We start from the raw sequence: 19,284 nt of genomic DNA, 5'->3' as shown, positions 1-19,284 counted from the left end.
CCACCATGTTGACGTTTTCAAAGTCGCTGCATCGCATTCCTTCATCGCTGGCTGTGGTTGCCTCGATGGTTTGCAGCGCGGGCTATGCCACATCTTCAATGGCGACGAATCTCTCTCATCAAAGAGAGGTTTATGATCAAGCGCAGGAATACCTAGACCACAAACAAATTGATAAATATCAGGAGATTCGTGGCCAAATTTCTGATTATCCCCTGACGCCTTACGTTGATTATCGCGCTTTTTTGGTTGATCTATCACAGCGCTCGCCAAAGGAAGTTGAGCAGTTTATGCAGTCTCACAAAGACTTCCCGTTTTCAGCTCGCATCAGTGCACCTTATCTCAGTAGCTTAGCGAGAACGAACCAGTGGAAGACGTTACTGGAATTCCAGACAACAGTACCAAAAGGCGAAACTTATCAGTGTCATTATTACACTGCGCTTTATAAGCAAGGTAACAAAGCAGAGGCGTTTAAAGGGGCTGAGCTGTTGTGGCAATCTGGTGGCAGTGTTTCAGAGGCTTGTGATTCATTGTTTGGTGCTTGGAATGACGCTGGGTTGCGAACAGATGAGCACATAATTGGGCGGATGTTACTCTCGTTTGAGTCTCGTAACGGTTCAATGATGGGGTACTTGGCTAAACTTCTTGCGAGTAAAGAAGCGAAGCAGCAAGCGATTGAAATGAAGGCTCTGTTCGATAAGCCTGAAACAGTGTTGGAATTTGCTCAACAGCATCCTCAAACATCTTTCTACCAGCAGCAAACTAAATTGGCGTTACAAAAGTTGGCTCGTCAAAATGTTGTATTAGCACAGAGCAAATTGACGCAGGTGGCTACAGCACAAAAGCTGACAGCATCGGATGAGCAAAGCCTAGCTGACTACATCGCGTTTCGACTCATCAATACTAATAATCGCGCACTAATCAAGTGGCGAGACAGCAAAATTGCAACCACGGGTAATGTCTCTTTGCTTGAGAGGCGAATCCGGCTTTCGATTCAACATGCTGATTGGAAAGGCGTAAAGAAATGGATAAGCCTTCTTCCTGAAGAGCCGAAGCAGTCATTGCGTTGGCAGTATTGGTTAGGCAGAAGTGAATTGGCCACCGGAAAAACTCTAGAAGGCCAGCAGCGTCTAGAGGCTTTGGTCGGTCAACGAAACTTCTATAGTGTTGCAGCAGCCAAAGAAGTTAAGCGTTCTATCAATTATCCGGTAACAACCATTCAATTGGATAAGCAGTCTATTCAGCCTTTCATGCGTTCTTTGGCGCGTATTGAAGAACTGGTTGAGCGAGACAAAATAGCAGCCGCAAAAAGTGAATGGCGTTGGTTACTGTCAAAAGTGGATGAAAACCAAAAAGAGATGCTCGCTGCTTACGCTTCTTATAAGAACTGGCATAACCTGTCGGTGACTGCGACGATTGAAGCAAAAATGTGGGATAACATGCAGCTGAGATTTCCGATTGCTCACCATAAGTGGTTCAATTTTTATGGGGAAAAGCACAGCATAGATCCTATTACTCTCATGTCGTTAGCTCGTCAGGAAAGCGCATTGGATGTGGAAGCCAAGTCGCCAGTTGGTGCGCGAGGTATCATGCAGATTATGCCTTCAACAGCGAAATACACCGCTCGTAAGTATGAGATTAACTACAGTGGCAGTAACGAACTCTTCGAGGTAGGCAAAAACATTGAAATAGGCAGTCATTATCTCAAAGGGCTACTGGAGCAGTACGATAACAATCGAATTTTTGCTCTTGCTGCGTATAATGCGGGTCCGCATCGAGTAAAAACATGGCGTAATCGTACTCAAGGTCAATTGGATGCTTATTCATTTATTGAAGCAATTCCATTTAATGAGACTCGTGGGTATGTCCAAAATATCTTGATGTTTGAAACCTATTACAGAGACCTGATGGGTGTTGATGGCGCTTTCCTAAATCAACATGAAATCAACACCAGGTATTGATAGCCTTAGGCGGAGAGTATGGCGACCAAACCCGAGTACACTGAGTGGCAACAAATTTTGGATTTAGTTAAAAGTAGCACTGAGTCAGATCAGCATGAAATGCTACTGACCATGCTGTTAAGTCCAGATGAGAGAGAATCGTTGATATCACGCGTAAATATTTTTCGTGAATTACTAAAAGGTGAGCTTTCTCAGAGGCAAATCAGTCAGTTACTTGGGGTTGGGGTTGCAACTATCACTCGAGGCTCAAACGAGCTGAAGTCAAAATCGGATGACGAGAAGAGTGAGATTGCGCAATTGCTGGAAAGAAAATAAGGTGCCATTGGCACCTTTTCTATTTTTATGAGGATGATAATTATCAAACGATTCTTATCGTTCTTTTCCTCGTTTCTAATCTACAGATTTGATGGGAAATGCTCTGGATTAGTGAATGGGATAAGAGCAAGAATGAGAGCTTGGTGATACACACTGCTTCGAGTGAGCTGATCTTGCGTAAGTAAACTTATCGCGCCACCTTTTTGCTTGATATTGTCTGTCCCAAACACTTCATCCATGACATCACCTAACTCATTCGCATTAGGCAACTTCTCAATGACAATCGGTGGGAGCATCAAACTGGCCGAGCGAGACTCTCCTCGGTGTGTGTCTGTTTCAATGACCATCCATGCAAAGGTAACGTTTTCTTCGATACCGGCTTCTAACCCGACATAGTAGTCAGCATCGGGCAGGTGGCACTTTGCATTTTTTACTCGATTTAGCGCACCACGGTGTGTTTCACTATTGCTCATCGGTTGATCGGCTACGCCACTTGCAACACTCACACCAACAAACTCAAAATTCTCTTGATGAAACGTTGCTATGAATGCACTTTTTACAGCGTTAATCTTAGCTGGGTTAAGCGAAGCGACGACAACTTTCTTCACTGGCATCGATAAATCCTTACGTGGTCGGTTTGGGCTGCGGTTGAATTCATTGTGCTGGTATTACGGCAATTTAACCTGAGTGGGTTGTACATTTTCTCTCGGGTAGCAGCCAAGCACTTTTAAGTGTTTAGTAATTTTCGTGAGTTCACTTATCGCTCGTTGCATCTCATCAGAATCTAAGTGAGCTTCAAGATCGACGTAGAACATCTCTTCCCAAGGGTTCCCCATAATAGGGCGCGACTCTAGTTTCATCATGTTAATGCCATATCTTTGAAGGACTAATAAGGTCTCTACCAAAGAGCCTGCCTCTTGAGAGGTTGACATGATCAGTGTTGTCTTTGCTGGGATTTGTGATGAAACTTCGACGGGTTTACGCGCTACCACAATAAAGCGTGTATGGTTTTCTGTCTGATTAGCAATATTGCCTTGGATAGACTGCAAACCATATAGCTTCCCGCTTGATGCATTGCCTATTGCGGCTACGTCGTCGCGGTTTAGCTCTTTTACTTTTTTCATAGCATCGGCTGTGCTTGCACAAGATTCTAGTTTCACACCTTTAAGTTTGCTCAAAAACTCACTGCATTGCTGGTGGGGTTGCGGGTGAGAGTACAAGGTTTTTAGGTCTTCTAAACGTAGCTCAGATGTGGCTACCAAACAGTGTTCAATCGGCAGCGTTAATTCCCCAACAATGTATAACGTGGTGTGTTGTAGAAGGTCGTAAACTTCATTAATTGAGCCAGAACTTGTGTTCTCTATTGGAAGCACGCCGTAGTCTGCGTGGCCAGACTCAACGGTATTGGCGACCTCTTTAAAATGGTCACAGTTCAATTCGACGAGTTCAGTGTTTTTACGGCTGAAGAATTCTCTGCTCGCTAGGTGAGAATATGAACCTCTCGCACCAAGAAACGCAACACGTGCTAATGGTTTGCGGCTTAACTCAGGGTTGGCGAGGTTCTGTAAATATCCCTGCTGAAGGAGGACAGAGTCTTCGATAATGGTATGGAAAAGTTTAGTGATGTATTGGGCATCAAGGTCGTACTTATCTTTTCCTGCATTAATAAGCTTCACCAATAGTTGCTGTTCTCGGGCGGCATCTCGGACTGGTTTTGACGTCTGAACTTTACTTTTTGCTACTTCAATACTCATCTTTCTGCGCTCAGATAGTAGCCTTAATAGTTGGTCATCGAGCTCATTTAACCTTAAACGAATTTCTTCAAGCGAGTATTTTTGTTCAGTCATCCTGTATTCCTTAAAATAAAAAAACCTCCCGTTGGGAGGCTTTCTGTTCGTTTTTGACTTATCTTTCGAAAACGAGAGAGCCTCCAGACCTAGTGGAGAAAAAAGAAGTCAAAAAAGAACAGGGTTGTATGGTTCATAAATTGTTACTTTATCGTGAAACTCAAACCACAATAAGCAACCGTTTACGGGGCGTCAAGCAAAAAAATAGCGCCTTTCCGGCGCTATTACTGATTCCTCTGCAAATATCCTAATTTGGTAGAGTTTATTCCGTTTCTACTTCGGTCTCTTCAAGCTCAGGCTTATCAGCGCGGCGAGCTTCAGGCTTATGGCGTAGTTTGTTTAGCTGACGTTCTAGTTTCTGTTCTACCTCGTTAACGGCAGCGTATAAATCTTCATGTGAAGCGGATGCGATAAGTTGACCTTTAGGTACAGTGATAACCGCCTCAAATTTCTTCTGTTTATTCGGTTCCTCACTGAAGGTTGCCTGACAACCAATGATGTCTACTTGCCACTTTTCCAGCTTTTTAAATTTGCTCTCAATATGAGTGCGGATTGCAGAGGTGATGTCGATGTTTTTACCAGTGATGTTTACTTTCATAAATGTTTTCCTCTGTGTCATCCCTCATGGGTTAACTCCAGATTACCCATCTTCATGCAAAATAACGTGACATAGATCATTATTTCGCGGGGTGTTTGAGTGACTAAATTCAAACGTGATCTAACTCAAAGAGTAACGGTGTTGTTGGATGAAAAAGCTTGTTTTGAGCAAAAAACTCATTAGATTGGGAAGAGTAAGCTACTAAAAATATTCTACTTTTTAGGGCTGTGGCTCGGCTTAATAAAACGTATTGCTCGTCACTTAACCAATTGAAAATGTGAGTTTTCTTCCAAAATATTCAGCACGCCATCATTTAGCTATTCTCTTCCTTTTTCAGACCTATCTAAACGTTCTATACATTCTTGCTTTTACTTGATCACGTTTACTGGATAGTTGCTCGATTTGTCTCGAGCGAAAGATGCAGGGTCGAGCTAGGATGTGTTTGGATGAATAAGCGACACAAAAAAGCCGCCATGTCATCGGCGGCTTTCGAGGAATAATCAAAACTCAGGTGTTACAGAGGATTTAACTCAATTAGCTTCTCTGTATTTGCAACCGCATCTTTCAATCCTAATTCTTTATAGGCAGCAAGTTGGATTTTTAATGATTTGCGTGCGGCTTCTGTGTCAGGGTACGTTTTCTGCAGTTCTTGCGTTCGTTTAATTGCCGCAATCCAAGCTTCACGGCGAAGGTAAAAATCGGCCGTCGCTAAATCATATTCCGCCAAACGGTTTTTAAGCGCATACATACGCTTTTGGGCGTCTTGGGCATAATAACTATTTGGATAACGTTCTAATAAACGTTTGAAGTCTGAAAATGCTTTCTTCACAGGTTCTGGATCGCGATCTGCTCTATCGATATTAAAAAGATCGTGCATAAAGTTTCGATCTTGTGCCATGTGGGTCAGGCCACGCATGTAAAGAACCCAATCCAGTTTCTCGTGAGTTGGATTTAGGCGTGTAAATCGTTCAATAGTTGCCAAACCTAAAGCGAGATCATCATTCTTATAGTAAGCGTAGATAAGGTCTAATTGGACTTGTCCAGAGTAAGCACCAAAAGGATAGCGAGAGTCTAAAGCCTCAAGCTGACTGATGGCAGATAACCAGTTACCACTTTGAAGCGAAAGTTGTGCTTCTGAGTAAAGTTCAGATGGTGGTACATCCGGAACAACCTCTTCGCTGCTAGAACAGCCAACCAGTATTGATAGTGCCAATAAGCCAGATAAAGTATGCTTTTTCATGTCAGGATTCGATTCCTTGAGATAATTATTTCTGTTGCTTCCGTTACTTTCTGGGCAGTAACAGATACAATGTCCGAATAGTATATTTTTCCATAGTAGTGACAATTAGTCTCACTGTTTTTAAAAAAGTTCAATATGGCTCAGCAGATTGTATTAACCAACACAGTAAAAGATAGCCAGTTAGGCCAACGCCTAGATCAGGCTATAGCCGAATTATTCGCCGATTTCTCACGCTCTCGACTAAAAGAGTGGCTTTTGGAAGGTAAAGTCCAGGTTGATGGTGAAATCATTACAAAGCCGCGTACGAAAGTTATGGGCGGTGAAGTCATAACTCTGCAAGCGGAACTTGAAGATGAGGAGCGCTGGGAAGCGCAGGATATTCCTTTAGATATCGTCTACGAAGATGATGATATCATTGTGATCAACAAGCCTCGTGACTTTGTGGTTCACCCTGGGGCGGGTACACCCGATGGTACAGTGCTAAACGCGCTGTTACACCATTACCCTGCGATCGCAGAAGTACCTCGTGCGGGTATCGTTCACCGTCTTGATAAAGACACCACTGGCTTAATGGTGGTAGCGAAAACCGTTCCAGCTCAAACTCGTTTGGTTCGCGCTCTACAGAAACGCAATATCACGCGAGAATATGAAGCTATCGCGATTGGTCGTATGACGGCGGGTGGTAAGGTAGAGCAACCAATTGGTCGTCACTCAACGAAACGCACACTGATGGCAGTGAGCCCTATGGGTAAACCAGCGGTGACTCACTACCGTGTTGCGGAGCATTTCCGTGAGCATACGCGTATTCGCTTGCGTCTAGAAACGGGTCGTACTCACCAAATCCGTGTGCATATGTCGTACTTGCAGCATCCGTTATTAGGCGATAGTGCGTATGGCGGTCGTGCACGTATTCCATCAGGGGCATCCGAAGAGCTAGCGGAGAAAATCCGTAGTTTTGATCGTCAAGCCTTACACGCAGTGATGCTAAGGTTTGAGCACCCAATTACGGGTGAAGTACTGGAGTTTCACGCGCCAGTCCCTGATGACATGGTCGAAATGGCGGAAGCGCTTCGTCAAGACACGCAAGAACATGGTTTAGAAGAAGAGTTTTAATCATGGAAATGATCATCCCTAACTGGCCAGCACCAAATAAGGTAAAAGCTTTTGCTTCAACTCGTGTGGGTGGCTTTTCACGTGCGCCTTACCATGGGTTAAACCTTGGTGATCATGTTGGGGATGATGCCGCCACTGTAGATAAAAATCGTCAGTGGTTGTTTGAGCACTCCGATATGCCAAGCAAACCTGTTTGGCTCAATCAGACTCACTCAACGGTAGTGCTGGAGCTTAGCGAGCCAACGATGAATGTTCTGGATGCGGATGGTCTATTTACCAGCTCGGCCAACGTTGTGTGTAGCGCAATGACGGCCGATTGCCTGCCTGTGTTACTCACAAATACTCGCGGAACCCAAGTCGCTGCCGTGCATGCGGGCTGGAGAGGGTTGGCCAACGGTATTGTTGAGCAGGCGGTTGCTAAGTTTGAAGGCGATGTGATGGCGTGGATTGGGCCAGCTATTGGTGCAGAGGCCTTTGAAGTTGGCCAAGACGTAGTCGATGCTTTTACCCGTTTTGAATCCCAAGCGACTAATGCTTTCTCTCCAAAACAAGTCCAAGGTAAGTGGCTAGCCAACATGAACATGTTGGTCACTCAACGTTTAAATAAAGCTGGGGTAAACCAAGTTTATTACAGTGACCTTTGTACGGTTGAAGATAAAGAGCGTTTTTATTCTTATCGCCGTGATGGCATCACCGGCCGTCAAGCTAGTTTTATCTGGATTGAAGAGTAGCCATCTTGTTAATTTTAGGGAAACCTAACATACTCCCCTTGAAAATCTAAGCAGACGTAACCATCTTTCATACTGTCAAAAGAATTCTCTTATTTGAGGTTAGGAAGGTAGATATGCGTCTTGACAGATTCACAAGCAAATTCCAAATCGCAATATCTGACGCTCAATCATTGGCGTTGGGCCGCGACCATCAGTACATTGAGCCAGCACACCTGATGGTGGCTCTTATGGATCAGGACGGAAGTCCAATTCGACCGCTGCTAACAATGCTCAATGTCGATGTGACGCAGCTTCGTTCCAAGCTAAGTGAGATCCTAGATCGTTTCCCGAAAGTAAGTGGTATCGGTGGCGATGTTCAATTATCCAGTTCAATGGGCACCTTGTTTAATTTGTGCGATAAAGTCGCGCAGAAACGACAAGATGCTTACATCTCCTCAGAAATATTTTTGCTTGCAGCAATACAAGATCGTGGCCCATTAGGCGCGCTTTTAAAAGAACAAGGTCTCACAGAGACCAAACTCAATGAAGCGATAGATAAAGTTCGCGGCGGGCAAAAAGTCAATGATCCGAATGCTGAGGAACTTCGTCAAGCACTTGAGAAGTTTACTATCGACCTGACAGAAAGAGCCGAGCAAGGCAAACTGGATCCGGTGATCGGACGAGACGATGAGATTCGTCGCACTATTCAAGTGCTGCAACGTCGTACTAAAAACAACCCTGTGATCATAGGTGAACCTGGTGTTGGTAAAACCGCTATTGTTGAAGGACTTGCTCAACGTATCATTAATAACGAGGTTCCGGAAGGTCTTCGTGGCCGACGCGTACTGGCGTTGGATATGGGCGCGTTAGTGGCGGGGGCCAAATACCGTGGTGAGTTCGAAGAACGCTTGAAATCGGTCCTGAACGAACTGGCTAAAGAAGAAGGCAACATTATCCTCTTTATCGACGAAATGCATACCATGGTCGGTGCGGGTAAAGGCGAAGGTTCGATGGATGCCGGTAATATGCTCAAGCCTGCGCTAGCTCGTGGCGAACTTCACTGCGTCGGAGCGACCACATTAGATGAATATCGTAAGTATATTGAGAAAGATCCGGCGTTAGAACGACGATTCCAAAAAGTGCTGGTGGATGAGCCAACGGTTGAAGATACCGTTGCGATTTTACGTGGTTTGAAAGAGCGCTACGAATTGCACCACCATGTAGAAATTACCGACCCAGCGATCGTCGCCGCAGCGAGTTTGTCGCATCGCTACGTATCGGATCGTCAATTGCCGGATAAAGCGATTGACCTGATTGATGAAGCAGCTTCAAGCATCAGGATGCAAATTGACTCTAAACCAGAATCGCTAGACAAACTGGAACGTAAAATTATCCAACTCAAGATCGAGCAGCAAGCTTTGATTAACGAGCATGATGAAGCGAGTGAAAAGCGTTTAGATATTCTCAATGAGGAATTGTCAGAGAAAGAACGTGAATTTGCCGAGCTTGAAGAGGTTTGGAATGCGGAAAAAGCCTCGCTCTCGGGTACGCAGCATATCAAGTCCGAGCTTGAACAAGCGCGTATGGATATGGAATTCGCGCGTCGAGCGGGTGATTTGAATCGAATGTCTGAGCTTCAGTACGGCCGAATCCCCGAGCTAGAGAAACAACTCGATCTCGCGACACAAGCTGAAATGCAAGAGATGACCTTATTACGCAATAAGGTAACAGACAACGAAATAGCTGAAGTGCTCTCGAAACAAACGGGCATTCCGGTTTCTAAAATGCTAGAAGCTGAAAAAGAGAAGCTGCTACGTATGGAAGAAGTATTGCACAAACGTGTGATTGGCCAAATGGAAGCGGTGGAAGTGGTATCGAATGCGATCCGCCGTAGTCGGGCTGGTTTATCAGATCCGAATCGACCAATTGGTTCATTCCTATTCTTAGGTCCGACTGGGGTGGGTAAAACTGAGTTATGTAAAACACTAGCGAGCTTCATGTTTGACAGTGAAGATGCGATGGTTCGTATCGATATGTCAGAGTTCATGGAGAAACACTCGGTTGCTCGACTCGTTGGTGCTCCTCCTGGTTATGTGGGGTATGAAGAAGGGGGCTACTTAACTGAAGCAGTAAGACGCAAGCCTTATTCAGTCATTCTTCTTGATGAAGTGGAAAAAGCGCATCCAGACGTATTCAACATTCTACTTCAAGTATTGGATGATGGTCGCCTAACTGACGGGCAGGGTAGAACGGTCGATTTCCGTAATACAGTGGTGATCATGACTTCTAACCTAGGCTCAACACGTATTCAAGAGAATTTCGGTTCACTAGATTACGAAGGTATGAAAGAGCAGGTGATGGATGTCGTTAGCAAACACTTCCGTCCCGAGTTCCTCAACCGTGTTGATGAAAGTGTCGTGTTCCACCCGCTCGGACAAGACCACATTAAGTCTATTGCTTCTATTCAGTTGAAACGCTTAGCGTCGAGAATGGAAGAAAAAGGCTTTGTACTAGAAGTCTCGGATAAAGCGTTAGAGCATATCGCTCAAGTTGGATTTGACCCTGTATATGGTGCTCGTCCATTGAAGCGTGCGATCCAACAAAGTGTCGAAAACCCATTAGCCAAAGAGATATTGGCGGGGAATGTTGTGCCAGACAAACCAATCAAGTTGGTAGTCAGCAACGACCAGATCATTGCACATCAGTAATTCAGTTAACTTAAAAGGGCCTATCAAGGCCCTTTTTGTTTATCTTTAATGCGGTTTGGTTGAAATGTGAACGAACGAATCCGAAGTGCGAGTTTTTTTCATATTTTCTATTGCGCATTCCTAATTCCTCCCTATAATGCGCCTCCGTTGCCACGGGAAACCGAGCTGAGAAGCAAGGCAATAAGACGGTGAAAGTTAAGATTACTTACTTTCAAAGAAATAACGAAAAAGTGTTTGACACGATTGGTTATCTCGCTAAAATGGCCGTCCGTTTTGAGAGGGTCTCAAAACAAGCTCTTTAACAATATAAACCTATCAATCTGTGTGGGCACTCGTTGATGATAATCCAAATAGTTTCTTCGGAAACAATTTAGGTTTCAATGATACGAAGTGACCATTGAATCTTCGGATTCAGCACAGTCAATTCATTATCGTTCTGTTGGGACGATAATAGCTTTAAAATTACATTAGTAGTTTTGAAGTCAGTATTCATTGAGCCTCCCCTATTTATTTAGGGAATCAAAACTTTAAATTGAAGAGTTTGATCATGGCTCAGATTGAACGCTGGCGGCAGGCCTAACACATGCAAGTCGAGCGGAAACGAGATATCTGAACCTTCGGGGAACGATATCGGCGTCGAGCGGCGGACGGGTGAGTAATGCCTGGGAAATTGCCCTGATGTGGGGGATAACCATTGGAAACGATGGCTAATACCGCATAATAGCTTCGGCTCAAAGAGGGGGACCTTCGGGCCTCTCGCGTCAGGATATGCCCAGGTGGGATTAGCTAGTTGGTGAGGTAAGGGCTCACCAAGGCGACGATCCCTAGCTGGTCTGAGAGGATGATCAGCCACACTGGAACTGAGACACGGTCCAGACTCCTACGGGAGGCAGCAGTGGGGAATATTGCACAATGGGCGCAAGCCTGATGCAGCCATGCCGCGTGTATGAAGAAGGCCTTCGGGTTGTAAAGTACTTTCAGCAGTGAGGAAGGTGGGTGTGTTAATAGCACATTCATTTGACGTTAGCTGCAGAAGAAGCACCGGCTAACTCCGTGCCAGCAGCCGCGGTAATACGGAGGGTGCGAGCGTTAATCGGAATTACTGGGCGTAAAGCGCATGCAGGTGGTGTGTTAAGTCAGATGTGAAAGCCCGGGGCTCAACCTCGGAATAGCATTTGAAACTGGCAGACTAGAGTACTGTAGAGGGGGGTAGAATTTCAGGTGTAGCGGTGAAATGCGTAGAGATCTGAAGGAATACCGGTGGCGAAGGCGGCCCCCTGGACAGATACTGACACTCAGATGCGAAAGCGTGGGGAGCAAACAGGATTAGATACCCTGGTAGTCCACGCCGTAAACGATGTCTACTTGGAGGTTGTGGCCTTGAGCCGTGGCTTTCGGAGCTAACGCGTTAAGTAGACCGCCTGGGGAGTACGGTCGCAAGATTAAAACTCAAATGAATTGACGGGGGCCCGCACAAGCGGTGGAGCATGTGGTTTAATTCGATGCAACGCGAAGAACCTTACCTACTCTTGACATCCAGAGAACTTTCCAGAGATGGATTGGTGCCTTCGGGAACTCTGAGACAGGTGCTGCATGGCTGTCGTCAGCTCGTGTTGTGAAATGTTGGGTTAAGTCCCGCAACGAGCGCAACCCTTATCCTTGTTTGCCAGCACTTCGGGTGGGAACTCCAGGGAGACTGCCGGTGATAAACCGGAGGAAGGTGGGGACGACGTCAAGTCATCATGGCCCTTACGAGTAGGGCTACACACGTGCTACAATGGCGCATACAGAGGGCGGCCAACTTGCGAGAGTGAGCGAATCCCAAAAAGTGCGTCGTAGTCCGGATCGGAGTCTGCAACTCGACTCCGTGAAGTCGGAATCGCTAGTAATCGTGGATCAGAATGCCACGGTGAATACGTTCCCGGGCCTTGTACACACCGCCCGTCACACCATGGGAGTGGGCTGCAAAAGAAGTAGGTAGTTTAACCTTCGGGAGGACGCTTACCACTTTGTGGTTCATGACTGGGGTGAAGTCGTAACAAGGTAGCGCTAGGGGAACCTGGCGCTGGATCACCTCCTTATACGATGATTATTGCGATGAGTGTTCACACAGATTGATATGTTTATAGTTTAAGAGACGATACTGGGTCTGTAGCTCAGGTGGTTAGAGCGTTCGCCTGATAAGCGAGAGGTCGGTGGTTCAAGTCCACTCAGACCCACCAATCTTCCTCCCAGGAGATTGGCATACAGTATCGACACCTTGATGGGGCTATAGCTCAGCTGGGAGAGCGCCTGCCTTGCACGCAGGAGGTCAGCAGTTCGATCCTGCTTAGCTCCACCATCTTTAAGCATTCTTGCGAGTGTGTTTAAAAATGGTTCTTTAATGAATCTAGCTCTTTAACAATTTGGAAAGCTGACAAAACAACAATTTATTGTTGTTTGTAAAGTTCTCAATGTTTGTCTTTATGACAAACACCAAAACAACACATTCAAGTGTTCTTGGCTTTTTGTTTTCACTTTTATAAAAAGTAAAATAAAAAGAAATTGAGTCCGGCAAAATCGAAAGCTATCTCGCTCATTCAAATAATGAGATAGCAACTTTGGTTGTTTAAACAACATCCTCAAGATTCGCTCCGCGAAACTCTTTGGGGTTGTATGGTTAAGTGACTAAGCGTACACGGTGGATGCCTTGGCAGTCAGAGGCGATGAAGGACGTATTAACTTGCGATAAGCCCAGATTAGGCAGTAAAAGCCACTTGAGTCTGGGATTTCCGAATGGGGAAACCCACGTGCATAAGCACGTATCTTGTACTGAATACATAGGTGCAAGAGGCGAACCGGGGGAACTGAAACATCTAAGTACCCCGAGGAAAAGAAATCAACCGAGATTCCGAAAGTAGCGGCGAGCGAAATTGGACTAGCCCTTAAGCTTTATATGCGTTAGACGAACGGTCTGGAAAGTCCGGCGATACAGGGTGATAGCCCCGTAGTTGACAACGCACATTCAGTGAAATCGAGTAGGGCGGGACACGTGATATCCTGTCTGAATATGGGGGGACCATCCTCCAAGGCTAAATACTACTGACTGACCGATAGTGAACCAGTACCGTGAGGGAAAGGCGAAAAGAACCCCTGTGAGGGGAGTGAAATAGAACCTGAAACCGTGTACGTACAAGCAGTAGGAGCAGGCTTTGTCCTGTGACTGCGTACCTTTTGTATAATGGGTCAGCGACTTATATTCAGTGGCAAGGTTAACCATCTAGGGGAGCCGTAGGGAAACCGAGTCTTAACTGGGCGCTCAGTCTCTGGATATAGACCCGAAACCAGGTGATCTAGCCATGGGCAGGTTGAAGGTTGAGTAACATCAACTGGAGGACCGAACCGACTAATGTTGAAAAATTAGCGGATGACTTGTGGCTAGGGGTGAAAGGCCAATCAAACCTGGAGATAGCTGGTTCTCCCCGAAAGCTATTTAGGTAGCGCCTCGGACGAATACTACTGGGGGTAGAGCACTGTTAAGGCTAGGGGGTCATCCCGACTTACCAACCCTTTGCAAACTCCGAATACCAGTAAGTACTATCCGGGAGACACACGGCGGGTGCTAACGTCCGTCGTGGAGAGGGAAACAACCCAGACCGCCAGCTAAGGTCCCAAATTATAGCTAAGTGGGAAACGATGTGGGAAGGCTTAGACAGCTAGGATGTTGGCTTAGAAGCAGCCATCATTTAAAGAAAGCGTAATAGCTCACTAGTCGAGTCGGCCTGCGCGGAAGATGTAACGGGGCTAAGCTATAAACCGAAGCTGCGGCAATGCAGTTTACTGCATTGGGTAGGGGAGCGTTCTGTAAGCCGTTGAAGGTGAGTTGTAAAGCTTGCTGGAGGTATCAGAAGTGCGAATGCTGACATGAGTAACGATAAAGGGGGTGAAAAACCCCCTCGCCGGAAGACCAAGGGTTCCTGTCCAACGTTAATCGGGGCAGGGTAAGTCGACCCCTAAGGCGAGGCTGAAAAGCGTAGTCGATGGGAAACGGGTTAATATTCCCGTACTTCTTACAATTGCGATGGGGGGACGGAGAAGGCTAGGTGGGCCTGGCGACGGTTGTCCAGGTTCAAGTGCGTAGGCTTAAGAGTTAGGTAAATCCGGCTCTTTCTAAGGCTGAGACACGACGTCGAGCACCTACGGGTGTGAAGTCATTGATGCCATGCTTCCAGGAAAAGCCTCTAAGCTTCAGATTGTAAGGAATCGTACCCCAAACCGACACAGGTGGTCGGGTAGAGAATACCAAGGCGCTTGAGAGAACTCGGGTGAAGGAACTAGGCAAAATGGTACCGTAACTTCGGGAGAAGGTACGCTCTTGACGGTGAAGTCCCTTGCGGATGGAGCTATTGAGAGTCGCAGATACCAGGTGGCTGCAACTGTTTATTAAAAACACAGCACTGTGCAAAATCGTAAGATGACGTATACGGTGTGACGCCTGCCCGGTGCCGGAAGGTTAATTGATGGGGTTAGACTTCGGTCGAAGCTCTTGATCGAAGCCCCGGTAAACGGCGGCCGTAACTATAACGGTCCTAAGGTAGCGAAATTCCTTGTCGGGTAAGTTCCGACCTGCACGAATGGCGTAATGATGGCCACGCTGTCTCCACCCGAGACTCAGTGAAATTGAAATCGCTGTGAAGATGCAGTGTACCCGCGGCTAGACGGAAAGACCCCGTGAACCTTTACTACAGCTTGGCACTGAACATTGAGCCTACATGTGTAGGATAGGTGGGAGGCTTTGAAACCGGTACGCCAGTATCGGTGGAGCCGACCTTGAAATACCACCCTTGTATGTTTGATGTTCTAACTTAGCCCCGTCATCCGGGGTGAGGACAGTGCCTGGTGGGTAGTTTGACTGGGGCGGTCTCCTCCCAAAGAGTAACGGAGGAGCACGAAGGTGGGCTAATCACGGTTGGACATCGTGAGGTTAGTGCAATGGCATAAGCCCGCTTGACTGCGAGAATGACAATTCGAGCAGGTGCGAAAGCAGGTCATAGTGATCCGGTGGTTCTGAATGGAAGGGCCATCGCTCAACGGATAAAAGGTACTCCGGGGATAACAGGCTGATACCGCCCAAGAGTTCATATCGACGGCGGTGTTTGGCACCTCGATGTCGGCTCATCACATCCTGGGGCTGAAGTCGGTCCCAAGGGTATGGCTGTTCGCCATTTAAAGTGGTACGCGAGCTGGGTTTAGAACGTCGTGAGACAGTTCGGTCCCTATCTGCCGTGGGCGTTGGAAGATTGAAGGGGGCTGCTCCTAGTACGAGAGGACCGGAGTGGACGAACCTCTGGTGTTCGGGTTGTGTCGCCAGACGCATTGCCCGGTAGCTAAGTTCGGAATCGATAACCGCTGAAAGCATCTAAGCGGGAAGCGAGCCCTGAGATGAGTCTTCCCTGACTCCTTGAGAGTCCTGAAGGGTTGTTCGAGACTAGAACGTTGATAGGCAGGGTGTGTAAGCGTTGTGAGGCGTTGAGCTAACCTGTACTAATTGCCCGTGAGGCTTAACCATACAACACCCAAAGGGTTTTGATGGACTCAAAGTAAGAACATTGAATGTGTAGAGAACACAAAACAGCTTTCCAGATTTTCTCTAGAAATAGAGAGTAAGAATTTGCTTGGCGACCATAGCGATTTGGACCCACCTGATTTCCATGCCGAACTCAGAAGTGAAACGAATTAGCGCCGATGGTAGTGTGGGGTTTCCCCATGTGAGAGTAGGACATCGCCAGGCTTTAAATTTAGACTTAGGTCTAACCAGTGCGGAGCGGTAGTTCAGTTGGTTAGAATACCGGCCTGTCACGCCGGGGGTCGCGGGTTCGAGTCCCGTCCGCTCCGCCACTTATTCGAGAGTCGTCTCATTAAACACGAACTTCAGGGGTGTAGCTCCAATTGGCAGAGCAGCGGATTCCAAATCCGCGTGTTGGGAGTTCGAATCTCTCCACCCCTGCCATATTTAAGGCTCTAGTCGAAAGACTAGAGCCTTTTTCGTATCCCTAGATGTTCTTATTATACCAATCTGGAAAATTAACTGGTCAGGTCTGCCCATTCTCTCGAACACATCTTGGTGACTCTGTTGGAGCATGCCAAAAAACGATTCCAAGCCCTACACACTTTGGAGACAATGTCTTCGTAATCCGCAAAAGACTGATTGGCGAGATAGTGTTGTCTCATCCAGCTCCATACTTGTTCTATAGGGTTTAGCTCTGGAGAATAGGGGGGAAGTTTGATGACACTGATGTTCTGAAAGCCATTAGCGATATCTTCTGTATGCCATCCTGCGCCATCCATAATGATGACGGCATGACGTCCTTTTTCAGTGACCGCCGATATTTGCTTTAAATGCTCAATCATGAGGTCTTTATTGACCCATGGGACAACGATAGCCTCACCAATACCTTTTTGAGGACAGACAGAACCAAATAGATACGCATATTCGAACTGTTGTTGCTTCACTGCTCTGGGACGTGTGCCTCTTTCAGCCCATAACCGTGTTGTTGTATTTTGTTGCCCAAATCGAGCTTCATCCTGAAACCAGATATCGACATGCTTTAAAGCGACATGACCTGGGATCTTAAGGATCGTTTCGTCTTGGAGTTTTTTTAAAATCTTCCTGTATCGCTTGGGATTGTTGTGGGTGTTTTGAACGGGAAGTGACCCATGAGAAACCCATATGCTCGAGTAGGTAATAGATAGAATCAGGATGATAATGCTGGCCAAATTCTTTCACAATATAGGCATGGATATCGGCGCCGGTCAGTCGCCCACCTTGAGTATCATGAGCTTTATCTTTGATGTATTGGCTCAATTGCTCCCTTTGTTCAGAAGTTAATAATGGTGGTCTTCCCGTTCTTGGCTTTTCCTTCAGCCCTTCTAATCCTTCTTCAAGAAAGATTTGAACCCATCGATTAACACTGGTTCGGCTCACCTTAAGAAACTTGGCGATTTGGGTACGAGAGTGTCCATCTTTGAAATGAGCAAGTGCGAGCAATCTCATTTTCATCTGGATGGATTTCTGCTGGCTTGCGAGCTTTTTAAAATCAATATTCTTGAGGCTATCCATAGCGAATACATTCTATTGTTGAATGGCCTTAAATTAGATCATATTTTTTCTTAGATTGGTATTATACCAATCTGGAAAATTAACTGGTCAGGTCTGCCCATTCTCTCGAACACATCTTGGTGACTCTGTTGGAGCATGCCAAAAAACGATTCCAAGCCCTACACACTTTGGAGACAATGTCTTCGTAATCCGCAAAAGACTGATTGGCGAGATAGTGTTGTCTCATCCAGCTCCATACTTGTTCTATAGGGTTTAGCTCTGGAGAATAGGGGGGAAGTTTGATGACACTGATGTTCTGAAAGCCATTAGCGATATCTTCTGTATGCCATCCTGCGCCATCCATAATGATGACGGCATGACGTCCTTTTTCAGTGACCGCCGATATTTGCTTTAAATGCTCAATCATGAGGTCTTTATTGACCCATGGGACAACGATAGCCTCACCAATACCTTTTTGAGGACAGACAGAACCAAATAGATACGCATATTCGAACTGTTGTTGCTTCACTGCTCTGGGACGTGTGCCTCTTTCAGCCCATAACCGTGTTGTTGTATTTTGTTGCCCAAATCGAGCTTCATCCTGAAACCAGATATCGACATGCTTTAAAGCGACATGACCTGGGATCTTAAGGATCGTTTCGTCTTGGAGTTTTTTTAAAATCTTCCTGTATCGCTTGGGATTGTTGTGGGTGTTTTGAACGGGAAGTGACCCATGAGAAACCCATATGCTCGAGTAGGTAATAGATAGAATCAGGATGATAATGCTGGCCAAATTCTTTCACAATATAGGCATGGATATCGGCGCCGGTCAGTCGCCCACCTTGAGTATCATGAGCTTTATCTTTGATGTATTGGCTCAATTGCTCCCTTTGTTCAGAAGTTAATAATGGTGGTCTTCCCGTTCTTGGCTTTTCCTTCAGCCCTTCTAATCCTTCTTCAAGAAAGATTTGAACCCATCGATTAACACTGGTTCGGCTCACCTTAAGAAACTTGGCGATTTGGGTACGAGAGTGTCCATCTTTGAAATGAGCAAGTGCGAGCAATCTCATTTTCATCTGGATGGATTTCTGCTGGCTTGCGAGCTTTTTAAAATCAATATTCTTGAGGCTATCCATAGCGAATACATTCTATTGTTGAATGGCCTTAAATTAGATCATATTTTTTCTTAGATTGGTATTAGCTATGCTGAGTTCAAGTTAAACCAATCAGGGAAACTTGAGATGAAAATAGAAAGCCATCCGAAAAGAACGATCACTTAGGTACCTGTTGCTGGACCATACGGTGAAAATTATGAGCCAGGAGTACAAATACTTTACCTATGAGTCGGTGCAAAAGTGGGTACTGGAGCGTGTCTATTTATCTACAACAACAAGCCAAATATAACTCCAGAAGATAAGTGTCGCACTGATATCGCGCTTGTCGTCCCGTATGGTATTGAGACTAGTAGTGGCATAGAAGTGACTACCGTTCCTTTTGGTAGTTATGCAGTGCTGCGCAAGACAGTAGAAGATAAGCTGCAGTATAGCCAGTTTTGGAATCAGTTGATTGAGGAAACCGTCGCACAAGTGATTGAGTTGGATGAACGCCCTTGTTTGAACTCTACCACTCTTACGACCAGCAAACGGGGCGTACGGATGTTAGTTTCTATGAGGCCATCCAAGTATAGATACAATTAAGCCCACTCAATGAGTGGGCT

At 46.1% G+C, this 19,284-nt stretch carries 14 protein-coding genes, 4 tRNA genes, 3 rRNA genes and 1 other annotated feature; of the genes, 13 read left to right on the top strand and 8 right to left on the bottom strand.

Annotation, left to right across the window (positions count from 1 at the left end; all coding sequences use genetic code 11):
- The first annotated feature begins 5 nt into the window (after positions 1–5).
- Together sltY and trpR are read left to right on the top strand one after the other, a co-directional pair.
- Positions 6–1,958: a murein transglycosylase gene (gene sltY, locus NP165_RS10445; protein ID WP_257083900.1), complete on the top strand. Its 1,953-nt coding sequence runs from the start codon at positions 6–8 to the stop codon at positions 1,956–1,958.
- Positions 1,959–1,976: 18 nt separating this feature from the next.
- On the top strand, positions 1,977–2,273 hold the full coding sequence (gene trpR / locus NP165_RS10440) for a trp operon repressor (RefSeq protein ID WP_257083899.1): 297 nt from the start codon (positions 1,977–1,979) through the stop codon (positions 2,271–2,273).
- An 80-nt stretch (positions 2,274–2,353) separates the two neighbouring features.
- On the opposite strand, the gene yjjX is transcribed toward trpR, so the two are convergent.
- The 4 genes from yjjX to bamD all read right to left on the bottom strand — a co-directional run bounded on the left by yjjX (position 2,354) and on the right by bamD (position 5,958).
- Positions 2,354–2,887, bottom strand: coding sequence for an inosine/xanthosine triphosphatase (yjjX, locus tag NP165_RS10435; protein WP_257083898.1), 534 nt, complete (start codon positions 2,885–2,887; stop codon positions 2,354–2,356).
- Positions 2,888–2,941: 54 nt separating this feature from the next.
- A complete protein-coding gene (gene pheA, locus NP165_RS10430; RefSeq protein WP_257083897.1) occupies positions 2,942–4,120 on the bottom strand; it encodes a prephenate dehydratase in 1,179 nt (392 codons plus the stop codon).
- Between the two features lie 14 nt (positions 4,121–4,134).
- Positions 4,135–4,255: a sequence feature (Phe leader region), on the bottom strand.
- A gap of 127 nt (positions 4,256–4,382) precedes the next feature.
- On the bottom strand, positions 4,383–4,718 hold the full coding sequence (gene hpf / locus NP165_RS10425) for a ribosome hibernation-promoting factor, HPF/YfiA family (RefSeq protein ID WP_257083896.1): 336 nt from the start codon (positions 4,716–4,718) through the stop codon (positions 4,383–4,385).
- A 514-nt stretch (positions 4,719–5,232) separates the two neighbouring features.
- Positions 5,233–5,958 carry an outer membrane protein assembly factor BamD gene (bamD, locus tag NP165_RS10420; protein ID WP_257083895.1) on the bottom strand — a complete coding sequence of 242 codons (726 nt, stop codon included), beginning with the start codon at positions 5,956–5,958 and terminating at the stop codon, positions 5,233–5,235.
- Positions 5,959–6,093: 135 nt separating this feature from the next.
- On the opposite strand from bamD, the gene rluD reads away from it, so the two are divergent.
- The 10 genes from rluD to NP165_RS10370 all read left to right on the top strand — a co-directional run bounded on the left by rluD (position 6,094) and on the right by NP165_RS10370 (position 16,478).
- On the top strand, positions 6,094–7,071 hold the full coding sequence (gene rluD / locus NP165_RS10415) for a 23S rRNA pseudouridine(1911/1915/1917) synthase RluD (RefSeq protein ID WP_257083894.1): 978 nt from the start codon (positions 6,094–6,096) through the stop codon (positions 7,069–7,071).
- Between the two features lie 2 nt (positions 7,072–7,073).
- Entirely contained in the window at positions 7,074–7,802 is a 729-nt protein-coding gene (gene pgeF, locus NP165_RS10410) for a peptidoglycan editing factor PgeF (RefSeq protein ID WP_257083893.1), read from the top strand.
- Positions 7,803–7,915: 113 nt separating this feature from the next.
- On the top strand, positions 7,916–10,489 hold the full coding sequence (gene clpB, locus NP165_RS10405; protein WP_257083892.1) for an ATP-dependent chaperone ClpB: 2,574 nt from the start codon (positions 7,916–7,918) through the stop codon (positions 10,487–10,489).
- 529 nt (positions 10,490–11,018) lie between these two features.
- A 16S ribosomal RNA gene (locus NP165_RS10400) occupies positions 11,019–12,570 on the top strand.
- A 64-nt stretch (positions 12,571–12,634) separates the two neighbouring features.
- Positions 12,635–12,711 (top strand) — tRNA-Ile (locus tag NP165_RS10395).
- 43 nt (positions 12,712–12,754) lie between these two features.
- Positions 12,755–12,830: transfer RNA gene (locus NP165_RS10390), tRNA-Ala, on the top strand.
- Between the two features lie 316 nt (positions 12,831–13,146).
- A 23S ribosomal RNA gene (locus tag NP165_RS10385) occupies positions 13,147–16,037 on the top strand.
- Between the two features lie 105 nt (positions 16,038–16,142).
- Positions 16,143–16,259: ribosomal RNA gene (gene rrf, locus NP165_RS10380) — 5S ribosomal RNA — on the top strand.
- Together the 16S, 23S and 5S rRNA genes with 4 tRNA genes alongside form the textbook arrangement of a ribosomal RNA operon.
- 30 nt (positions 16,260–16,289) lie before the next feature.
- A tRNA-Asp gene (locus NP165_RS10375) sits at positions 16,290–16,366 on the top strand.
- A gap of 35 nt (positions 16,367–16,401) precedes the next feature.
- Positions 16,402–16,478 (top strand) — tRNA-Trp (locus NP165_RS10370).
- A 74-nt stretch (positions 16,479–16,552) separates the two neighbouring features.
- Here NP165_RS10370 and NP165_RS10365 read toward each other — a convergent pair.
- The 4 genes from NP165_RS10365 to NP165_RS10350 all read right to left on the bottom strand — a co-directional run bounded on the left by NP165_RS10365 (position 16,553) and on the right by NP165_RS10350 (position 18,703).
- Positions 16,553–17,200, bottom strand: coding sequence for an IS630 family transposase (locus NP165_RS10365; RefSeq protein ID WP_257085587.1), 648 nt, complete (start codon positions 17,198–17,200; stop codon positions 16,553–16,555).
- Positions 17,100–17,588, bottom strand: a complete 489-nt coding sequence (locus tag NP165_RS10360; protein ID WP_257083891.1) for an IS630 family transposase — start codon at positions 17,586–17,588, stop codon at positions 17,100–17,102. The genes NP165_RS10365 and NP165_RS10360 overlap by 101 nt, the downstream gene beginning before the upstream one ends.
- A gap of 79 nt (positions 17,589–17,667) precedes the next feature.
- The gene (locus NP165_RS10355) at positions 17,668–18,315 is read right to left on the bottom strand and encodes an IS630 family transposase (protein WP_257085587.1); all 648 of its coding nucleotides are present in this window, start codon (positions 18,313–18,315) and stop codon (positions 17,668–17,670) included.
- A complete protein-coding gene (locus tag NP165_RS10350) occupies positions 18,215–18,703 on the bottom strand; it encodes an IS630 family transposase (RefSeq protein ID WP_257083891.1) in 489 nt (162 codons plus the stop codon). Before NP165_RS10350 ends, NP165_RS10355 begins: the two co-directional genes overlap by 101 nt.
- Before the next feature lie 219 nt (positions 18,704–18,922).
- Here NP165_RS10350 and NP165_RS10345 point away from each other — a divergent pair, with 219 nt between their 5' ends.
- On the top strand, positions 18,923–19,264 hold the full coding sequence (locus NP165_RS10345) for a GyrI-like domain-containing protein (RefSeq protein ID WP_257083890.1): 342 nt from the start codon (positions 18,923–18,925) through the stop codon (positions 19,262–19,264).
- Positions 19,265–19,284 lie beyond the last annotated feature (20 nt).

It is taken from the genome of Vibrio japonicus (assembly GCF_024582835.1).
Lineage (GTDB): Bacteria > Pseudomonadota > Gammaproteobacteria > Enterobacterales > Vibrionaceae > Vibrio > Vibrio japonicus.
The sequence above is the reverse complement of the archived record's forward strand: the minus strand, read 5'-3'. Positions and strand labels throughout refer to the sequence as shown.